General features: G+C 27.3%; 8 protein-coding genes. 2 read left to right on the top strand and 6 right to left on the bottom strand.

The genetic code is table 11. The features are described from left to right. The 4 genes from BN7997_RS05205 to BN7997_RS05190 form a co-directional block, all read right to left on the bottom strand. A partial coding sequence (locus BN7997_RS05205; protein ID WP_207645580.1) for an IS110 family RNA-guided transposase occupies positions 1–619 on the bottom strand: 619 nt, incomplete at its 3' end. 292 nt (positions 620–911) lie between these two features. Continuing rightward, positions 912–2,411, bottom strand: a complete 1,500-nt coding sequence (yjeM, locus tag BN7997_RS05200) for a glutamate/gamma-aminobutyrate family transporter YjeM (protein WP_071119802.1) — start codon at positions 2,409–2,411, stop codon at positions 912–914. A gap of 197 nt (positions 2,412–2,608) precedes the next feature. Beyond that, the gene (purB, locus tag BN7997_RS05195) at positions 2,609–4,054 is read right to left on the bottom strand and encodes an adenylosuccinate lyase (protein ID WP_143023168.1); all 1,446 of its coding nucleotides are present in this window, start codon (positions 4,052–4,054) and stop codon (positions 2,609–2,611) included. A gap of 82 nt (positions 4,055–4,136) precedes the next feature. Next, a complete protein-coding gene (locus BN7997_RS05190) occupies positions 4,137–5,045 on the bottom strand; it encodes a tyrosine-type recombinase/integrase (RefSeq protein WP_071119801.1) in 909 nt (302 codons plus the stop codon). Positions 5,046–5,175: 130 nt separating this feature from the next. Here BN7997_RS05190 and BN7997_RS05185 point away from each other — a divergent pair, with 130 nt between their 5' ends. Next, positions 5,176–5,994, top strand: a complete 819-nt coding sequence (locus BN7997_RS05185) for an undecaprenyl-diphosphate phosphatase (RefSeq protein WP_143023167.1) — start codon at positions 5,176–5,178, stop codon at positions 5,992–5,994. A gap of 35 nt (positions 5,995–6,029) precedes the next feature. Here BN7997_RS05185 and BN7997_RS05180 read toward each other — a convergent pair whose 3' ends face one another. Both BN7997_RS05180 and BN7997_RS05175 read right to left on the bottom strand, forming a co-directional pair. Next, positions 6,030–7,808 carry a UvrD-helicase domain-containing protein gene (locus tag BN7997_RS05180; RefSeq protein ID WP_071119800.1) on the bottom strand — a complete coding sequence of 593 codons (1,779 nt, stop codon included), beginning with the start codon at positions 7,806–7,808 and terminating at the stop codon, positions 6,030–6,032. Between the two features lie 125 nt (positions 7,809–7,933). Beyond that, positions 7,934–8,227, bottom strand: coding sequence for a hypothetical protein (locus BN7997_RS05175; RefSeq protein WP_071119799.1), 294 nt, complete (start codon positions 8,225–8,227; stop codon positions 7,934–7,936). Positions 8,228–8,465: 238 nt separating this feature from the next. Between BN7997_RS05175 and BN7997_RS05170 the strand changes: the two genes are divergently transcribed. Further along, on the top strand, positions 8,466–9,199 hold a 734-nt coding region (locus tag BN7997_RS05170), incomplete at its 3' end, for an IS982 family transposase (protein ID WP_071119798.1).

Raw genomic sequence — 9,199 nt, 5'->3', positions numbered from 1 at the left:
GGGTAGATTTTAACTTTGATTTTCCTCTTCCTTCATACAATGAATAAATAAATTCTTCTGTGATACATTGATTACCTATTATTTGATTTAAAATAGATTTTCCAGTTTCTCCAAATACATCTGAAAGTACACTTGATATTTTTATATTTGCATCTTGTAACACCTTATGGATTCTATTTTTATTTCTATTAACTTCACCTAACAATTCTTTTCTTAACCTAGTTAAATCCCTTAAATCTCGAATTCTCTCTGGTGGTACAAAGCTTTTTTCTATTAAACCGCATCTTAATAAGCTAGCTATCCATTCTGCATCTTTGACATCTGTTTTTCTTCCCGGTACATTTTTTATTTTTTTAGCATTTGCTACTATTAAGTCAAAAGCTCCGCTTTCAAGTATATTCCATACAGGCTTCCAATAGATTCCTGTACTTTCCATAGCTACATGAGTACATTCTTTCTGATTTATGAAATCCAATAATTCTAACAATCCTTTAGTAGTTGTAGAAAATGTCTTTACTTCTTTTTTAGGTTTTATATCTAATTTACCATATAAAACACATGCTACCACTGTATCCAAATGAACATCTAACCCAGCACATCTTTCTACGATTGCATCCATAGTTACCTCCATAACAAGATATAAAGCGAATTTATAGTAACTGTCCTAAAAAAATTCCTACACGTGCTATTTGCACAATATCTTGTTCTTATCAGCTACTATTCCTAGTTTCCTTGTAAGAATCGTATTACTACATTATATTCAAGGTTTATTACTCGCTTTATATTGATTATAGGCGAAGCCATTAAAAAACAATCATTTTCATTATAGCTTGTGAAACAAAGTTTAATGTTTTTTCCTTATACTCAAAAAATTAAAAGATAAGGTATATGACCTTATCTTTTTTACTAGCCTACTTTTTTTCATATAAGTAATATAATATAAATGCTATAATAGAGAATATTACAGGTCCTGCTATCATAAATACTGTATCTGTAATTCTTCCATTTATAGCTGGCTCTATTATACTAAATACATTTGCAAATCCAACAACAAAGCTAACTATGATTGATGCTGTTAAAGCCATTCCATACGACTTATATACCATAAACGGTTTTTCTACTTCTCCAGCCAATTGCTTTTTCTTAAATACCGGAAAGGCTCCTGATAAGAATATATATGGTATAGTCATTGCAACATTTGTCATAAGAACTAAAAGTGCAAAGAATGCTTGACCATTACTTCCTCCAAAAGATACTACAAGTATTATTAAAATAGCTATTATAGCTTGAATCCACATAGCATTTACAGGCATTCCATCTTTTATTTCAGCAAATTTTCCTGGCCATAATTTCTTAGGTGAGCCTTCTATCAACGTTTTCAAAGGAGAATAAGTTAATGTAAAGAAAGCCCCTGTTAAAGCTAAAAACATTGAAAGCCCAACAAACCTAGCAACCCATAACCCTAAAGTTATGGCAGATGCTTGACTCATACCAAAAGTCATTCCAAGCTCGTATCCTAAATTTCTCATTAATACATAAGCAACATTAGCCATATTAACAGTATCTAATGATAATACATCATTCCAATTAGTAAACATACCACAAGCAAATATACCTATTGCATATCCTACTGCTATGACTATAGCTGATATAGTAAGGCCTTTGGGGAATGTTGTTTCAGCATTTTCAGTTTGGTCAACAAGTCCCCCTAAAACCTCAAGACCTCCAAATGCAAATATTGCAAATGTTAGGAATGATAAAATACTAAGAGGTGTCTGATATGCAGGATTTGGTGAAGTTGTAAAATCTCTTGCAATATTTAATATAGGTTGCTTAAACTGAAATCCATTTGAAGCTAAAACTACAAGTCCTCCTATTAATAATACTAAATTAAGTAATGCTACTGCCGTACCACCTACAGAAGTTACTTTAGTTATCTTTTCTACACCTTTTGAGGCTATAAACGTTACTAGTAATATCCATAGACATCCCAGTATACCTAGTGATTGTATAGAACTTAAACCTAATAAACTTAAGGATCCTGTTCTGTCGCTACCAAATATAGCATTAGATAGTGGTACCCAAATTGTAGATGAAACATTTACCATCCATATTATATAAGATGCATACCACATAAATGTACCTATAAAAGCATATTTAGGACCTACAGATTTTTCCATCCAGGAGTATATTCCCCCTGTTTCTTTTTTAAATGCAGATCCATACTCTGCCATCATAAATGCATAAGGTATGAAGAATAATATTGCACTTAGTACATACCATGGTATTGCTGCATATCCCATAAGATAAAACGCTCTTGGCATATTAGCAAATCCAAATACTGATGTAAAAATCATAAGTATAAGTGATACTAGTGTCAATTTTTTTGTTGTATTTGTATTTTCACCCATTATGACTCCTCCTTGCTTAAATATGATATTAATTTTTACAGTTATATAAAATTTAATTCATATATAGAGGATTTTTGTTTATTATCATTATTTTAGGTTTAAGAGTATTTATAATCTGTACTTATAAAAAAAGACCATGTATAGCTATAAATACTTCTATATACTATACATAGTCTTTTTTATAAATTATTTTTTAATTAAACATGTAAATCTACTTTTATGTTACCTATTAATTCTTTGTATTCTTTTATAGCAGGTTCTAATGTTTCATTCACGAACTCTACCACTTGTTCTGGTGCTCTTCCAACAAAGTTTTTAGGATCCATTATAGATAGTATTTCTTCTTTACTCATTTTAAAAGCAGGATCTTCTATTATAAGATCTATCAGATTATTGTTTAATCCTTCTTGCTTAACTCTATATGCAGCTTTCATAGAGTACTCTCTTATAATCTCATGTAGTTCTTGTCTATCCCCACCTCTTTTTACAGCTTCCATAAGTATAGTTTCTGTAGCCATAAAAGGAAGTTCTTCATTTATATGCTTATTTATCATATTTTCATATACTACTAAACCATCTGTAACGTTTATTCCTATTTCAAGTATAGCATCTGCTGCCATAAAAGCCTGAGGTATAGCTAATCTCTTGTTAGCTGAGTCATCTAAACTTCTTTCTAACCATTGAGTTGCTTGAACTAAAGCAGGACTTAATGATTCAGTTATTATATACTTAGATAACGATGCTATTCTTTCACTTCTCATAGGATTTCTTTTATAAGCCATAGCAGATGAACCTATTTGATTTTTTTCAAATGGTTCTTCTAATTCTTTTAAGCTTTGTAAAAGTCTTATATCATTAGTCATTTTATGCATACTTTGAGCTATCCCAGATAATATACTTAAAACTTGATAATCTAACTTTCTAGTATATGTTTGTCCACTTACAGCATAAGAAGACTTGTATCCCATTTTTTTGCATACTATTTTATCAAGTTCTGATACCTTTTGATGATCACCTTCAAATAAACTTAAGAAACTTGCTTGTGTTCCAGTAGTACCTTTTACTCCTCTTAGTTTCATGTTATCTATTCTATAGTTTAAGTCTTCTAAGTCAAGTATTAAATCTTGTGCCCATAAAGTAGCTCTCTTTCCTACTGTTGTAAGTTGAGCTGCTTGGAAATGAGTAAATCCTAATGTTGGAACATCCTTATATTTAAGAGAGAATTCTTTTAAATTATTTATTAAGTTAACAAGCTTTACTCTTATAAGTTTTAATGCTTCATTCATTTGTATAACATCAGTGTTATCTCCAACATAAGCTGAAGTTGCTCCTAAATGTATTATTCCCTTAGCTTTGTCACATTGAAGACCATAAGCTTTAACATGACTCATAACATCATGTCTTACTTCTTTTTCTATTTTTCTAGCTTCATCAAAATTTATATTATCTATATTATTTCTTAATTCATCTAATTGCTCTTCAGTTATATTTATACCTAGCTCTTTTTCTCCTTCTGCTAAAGCAACCCATAACTTTCTCCAAGTTGAAAATTTGAACTGAGGAGAGAATATATAGCTCATATCTTTACTGCAGTATCTATCTGTCAGAGGATTTGTATATGTAGTGTATTTGTTGTCCATCATAATATGCACCTTCCTTGAATATAATTTATATAATAATTATATAAAACATTACGAACAATAACAAGCATTTTTATCCATTTGTTCATTTAGTGTTAATCAAAATTTCATCATTATCTATTAAGTAATCTACACTTTGACTATCTACAAAATTTAACACATACTTGTATCTTATAGCGTAATATTTATCACTCCATCCCAACTGATTTTTTACATCTTCTTCATCAGCTCCAAGCCTTAAACTTATGGCTGCAAATGAATGTCTAAAGTCTTTAGCTGAATAATTTGAAAGTCCAGCTAAATCTAGTGCTTTTCTTACTATTAGTCTGACATTTCGATCTGTTATATAATTACTTTTTTGAGTTGTAAAAACAAAATCTTCTGTCGGCATTATAACTTCTGGTAATAATGAGTAATGTCTATATTCCTCTATTAATCTAAAGCAATATGGATGGAGTTTAACTATTCTTTCTTTTTTCTTTTTTCCTAGTCGTACGTAGTAGTTGTCTTTATCATCTACCATAAGATCTTTCCATTTTAAACTAACTAGTTCATTAAGCAAGCATCCAGTAGTTATTAAAAATACTATTATAGTTTTATCTCTTATATTTAATTTATACAATGTATCTATAAGCTTATTTATCTCTGGAATACTAAGTACATCATCTTTACTTTTTATTCTACTAACTGTTGGCTTTTCAACATATCTAAATGGATTTATTTCTATATATTCTTCCTTTTTTAAGTAATTATAAAAACTATGTAAATAACTATATATCTTCTCACAAGTTGATTTTTTATATATTATTTGAACATAATCTATAAATTTTTTACAATCTTCTTTATTTGCATATACTAATTCTTTATCTTGTAAAAATTTCTTAAATAATATTACCTTAGATAAATAATCATGTTTAGTTGTTGGCTCCAGCTTTTTAGAAAAGTCTTTAAAAACTTCATACTCTATATCTTCTAGCACTTTTTCATTCTCCATGGATATTTTCCCTTTCTTATATTTTTTAACATTTTTATCTATATATTGAATATATTTTATATTGTTGATATACTTATACATAGCGTTTATTTACCAAAATTATTATTTTACATAGGAGGTAATTTAATTAATGGAATTAATGGAACTTTTTAAAGCCGCTCTTATAGGTATTGTTCAAGGTATAACAGAGTGGCTACCTGTAAGTAGTACAGGTCATATGATTTTATTTAATGAATTCATAAAAATGAATGTATCAGAAACTTTTATGAGTACATTTTTAGTAGTAATTCAGTTTGGTTCTATACTAGCTGTTCTTACAATTTTCTTTAAAAAACTAAATCCTTTTGATGTTTCAAAAACTAAAATTCAAAAAAGTGAAACTATCGATTTATGGATTAAAGTTATAATAGCAGTTATACCATCAGGTATACTTGGTTTATTATTTGATGATACAATAGATGCATTATTCTTTAACCCAACTACAGTTGCTATAGCTTTAATAGTATATGGTATAATTATGATTATGCTTGAAAACAGAAATAAAAAACCATCAGTTAATAGTTTTTCTGAAGTCAGCTATAAGCTAGCTATTGGTATAGGTTTATTCCAATGTTTAGCATTAATACCTGGTACATCTAGATCTGGATCTACTATAATTGGTGCTGTTTTACTTGGAACGTCTAGATATATAGCAACAGAATTCTCATTCTTCCTAGCTGTGCCTACTATGCTTGGTGCAAGTGCATTAAAACTTGTTAAGACAGGCTTTGCATTTAGTGGTTTTGAATGGTTAATCCTTGCAACAGGATCTATTGTTGCATATATAGTTTCAATATTAGCTATAAAATTCTTACTTGATTATATTAAGAAACATGACTTTAAAGTATTTGGATATTATAGAATAGTTCTTGGTATATTAGTACTTGCATATTTCTTTTTAATTAAATAGTTTAAAATAAAAAGAAGCACATTTAGTGCTTCTTTTTATTTAGATTCAATAAGAAGCTTTATAATATCGCTAGTCTCTTCATTAAAAGCTGTAACTATACTTAAATAATCGCAAGCCCTATTTGTAGCTAAATATACTTTATTTAAGTCTCCTATAAAATCATTTATCTGATAATCTTGAGTTGTGTCATTTATAGTATGGTTGTATAGCATTTCTAGTTGGCAAATTACACATGCCTTATACTCTAAATTCTTTATTGTATATATATTAGATATTGTTATACCTACTTTTTTACTTATATTAGTTAAGTTTTCCTCTGCATATATATATGGTATGTTTGCCTTTTCTAATGCTTTTCTAAGCATATATTGGAAATACATAACCTTTCCACTTTTTAACTTTTTCTTATTATATGGATATATTATTGCTATCTCAGAATAATCTAAGCCTTTTTGATTTATAAGATACTCAACTTCCCAAATAACAGAACTTATTTGTTCTTCTAAGTCACTTACCTTTATTATGTCTACAGATTTTGTACTAGGCTTTATATCCTCTGTTTTATAGAATCCCGTAGTTTTAACGTTACTTCTTAATTTTTTTATATATCTATCTATATTTTCACAGAAGTTATTGTTAAAATCAACAAGTTCTTTAGATTGTCTATAATTTTTCTTTAAATTTATATGCTCATCAAATTTTATTTCTTTTAGGTTGTCCTTAAATATATTAACATTATTTGATATATTTAAACTATTACACGAAAAAACATTAAATATATATTTTGTCTTATATAGGAACTCTCTTATAAATTCAATTTCATCTTTAGAAAAACTCTCTGCCTCATCTATAAATATCCCTTTAAACATATTCTTATTTTTGATAATATTTCTAGCTTGTTTTACTATATTGTTAAAAGTTTTATAATAATCCTTTTTCAGCATATTATAATCAACCACTAAATTATACTTTTTAGCTAATTTGAGTACAAATGCATTAAGTGTATATATGTCTATATTAGTATTTTCTTTATATAGAACTTGTAGTTTCTCTCTTAATTCATTACATTCTTGTTTTGTATGAGTTAGTATCAAAAATCTATGATGAGGATAAACTCTTGCTAACTTCATGACTTTTGATAACATAAGAGTGGTTTTACCAGTTCCTGCCCCTCCTGTAAGTAATGTATTTCCATAGTTTATAGATATTATATCCTTTATTTGTTCTTCACTTAGAGGTGTTGCACTATATTTATAATCATCACTATAAAATGAAATTTTTTTAAAACTATTATTTAAATGTATTTTATCATTTAATACATAGTATTCTGGGCATATTTTTAATAAAAATAAATTTAGATCTATTTCATTATTTTTACCTTTAAGATATTTATCTATTAATACTTCACCCGTTAAAATCTCTTCAAGCTTAGTTTGGTCTATTAAATTATTTTCTATAAAATCTTCAAATTTATATGCATCATCTATATCAACATATGGCATTACAAAGACATAATTATATTCTATATTTAATTTTGATTGTTCCATTTTTATTTTTAAAAGTTCATATTCTTCATTCATTACTTCTAGTAACTCTTCTTCTAATATAAAAAATAAATCTTCTGTTGTATCCATAAACTTTATAAATAACAATTTATTATCTTTTATATATAACATATCCGTATTTATACCTTTAAAAGGTGTGACTTTAGGAATTATACTAGCATTGTTACCTATTTTTTCATAAAAATATGTTTCTATATCTTTAAGCTTTAAAGCTTCTAACTGAGAGTTAATATTTGTGTACTGGTTCACTTTAAATTCCCCCCTTAATTATAATAATTATATCATTTTAGTATAAATTTTTCCATATTGATATTTATAGATAAAAATTTTGCATTTAAACAACAAAAGGAGAGTAAACATACTCCCCTATATAATTATATTTTATAATTACTTTTATAATTATTTTCTAACCATATATTCATTTTTCTTCTTACTTCATTTTCTTTTACTTCATCAAATTGTGCATCTTGAGTAGTATAAGATTGTACTAAGTTTTCTACATTTGTTGGATATTCTACAAATTTACCATTTTTATTTTCAAATCCAATACTCATTATATCATACTTTTCATTTTCATCATTTAATACTACACCGTATTCTATATCACTATTTTCTAAGTTACTTTTTATTATTTTTACATATTGGTTTTTAGCTAATTTATTTAACATAAAATCATCCTTTCTTATTGTTGTATCTTTATTATTACCAATTTACTTAAGTGTATATGTAATTAATTTTATTATAATTTTCTTCCTTTTCCAGAATCAGTTATATTTATAAGATTTTCTGGATATGGATAAAAAAATGTTTGATTTAATCCGTTGTGCTAGTTAAATTTTACAATAATAAAACTCCAACAAATATAGTACCCTAAGATTATCACCAATCTAAAGGAGGGTTACTACAATGTTGGAGCTTAATAATTATTATATCCAGAAAGTAGAAAATTTAACGGATTTATTTACTATAATTTTTACAATAGTCGATGATATATATAATGATATCATACCTATAAGTATTAGAAATAGACGTAATATCAAAGATAGCAAACTTTGCGATAGCGAAATAATAACTATAAGTATAGTTGGTGAACTTCTAACTATAGATTCAGAAAAAGCATTTTTCAGCTTATTGAGTAGAGAATATTCAAAACTATTTCCAAAGTTAGGAGATAGAACTAGATTTAATAGGACAAAACGAAATTTACATTCTGTAATTAATGAAATAAGAGAGTATATTTCATTGTATATTCAATCTTATTCGAATAATATAAGAGTTATAGATAGTATGCCGATTCCAGTTTGTGAGTTTGGCAGAGCACATTTCAGTAAATGTTTTAAAGGCGAAGCCTCTTATGGAGTATGTCCATCAAAAAAACAAACCTATTTTGGATTTAAGTTTCACGCACTTACTACAATAGATGGTTTCTTAACTGACTATGTTATAACGCCTGCAAATGTTGATGATAGAAATGCAGTATGGGATTTATGTGACAAATATAATTCAATTTCTATTATAGGTGATAAAGGTTACATTAACAAAAGGCTAACGCCTGAGTTAAAAACTGAAAAAGATATAAATTTATTATTTTTAAAAAGAGGAAATAGTAAAGATAACTATCCAAAACAAATAAGACAATT

The organism is Romboutsia timonensis (genome assembly GCF_900106845.1).
Classification (GTDB): Bacteria; Bacillota; Clostridia; order Peptostreptococcales; family Peptostreptococcaceae; genus Romboutsia; species Romboutsia timonensis.
Note: the sequence above shows the minus strand (reverse complement) of the source record. Positions and strands in the feature narration are given on the sequence as shown.

Excerpts from the sequence above, each read along its gene's own strand:
- yjeM (WP_071119802.1), bottom strand. The coding sequence starts at position 2,411 with ATGGGTGAAAATACAAATACAACAAAAAAATTGACACTAGTATCACTT.
- purB (WP_143023168.1), bottom strand. The coding sequence starts at position 4,054 with ATGATGGACAACAAATACACTACATATACAAATCCTCTGACAGATAGA.
- BN7997_RS05190 (WP_071119801.1), bottom strand. The coding sequence starts at position 5,045 with ATGGAGAATGAAAAAGTGCTAGAAGATATAGAGTATGAAGTTTTTAAA.
- BN7997_RS05185 (WP_143023167.1), top strand. The coding sequence starts at position 5,176 with ATGGAATTAATGGAACTTTTTAAAGCCGCTCTTATAGGTATTGTTCAA.
- BN7997_RS05175 (WP_071119799.1), bottom strand. The coding sequence starts at position 8,227 with ATGTTAAATAAATTAGCTAAAAACCAATATGTAAAAATAATAAAAAGT.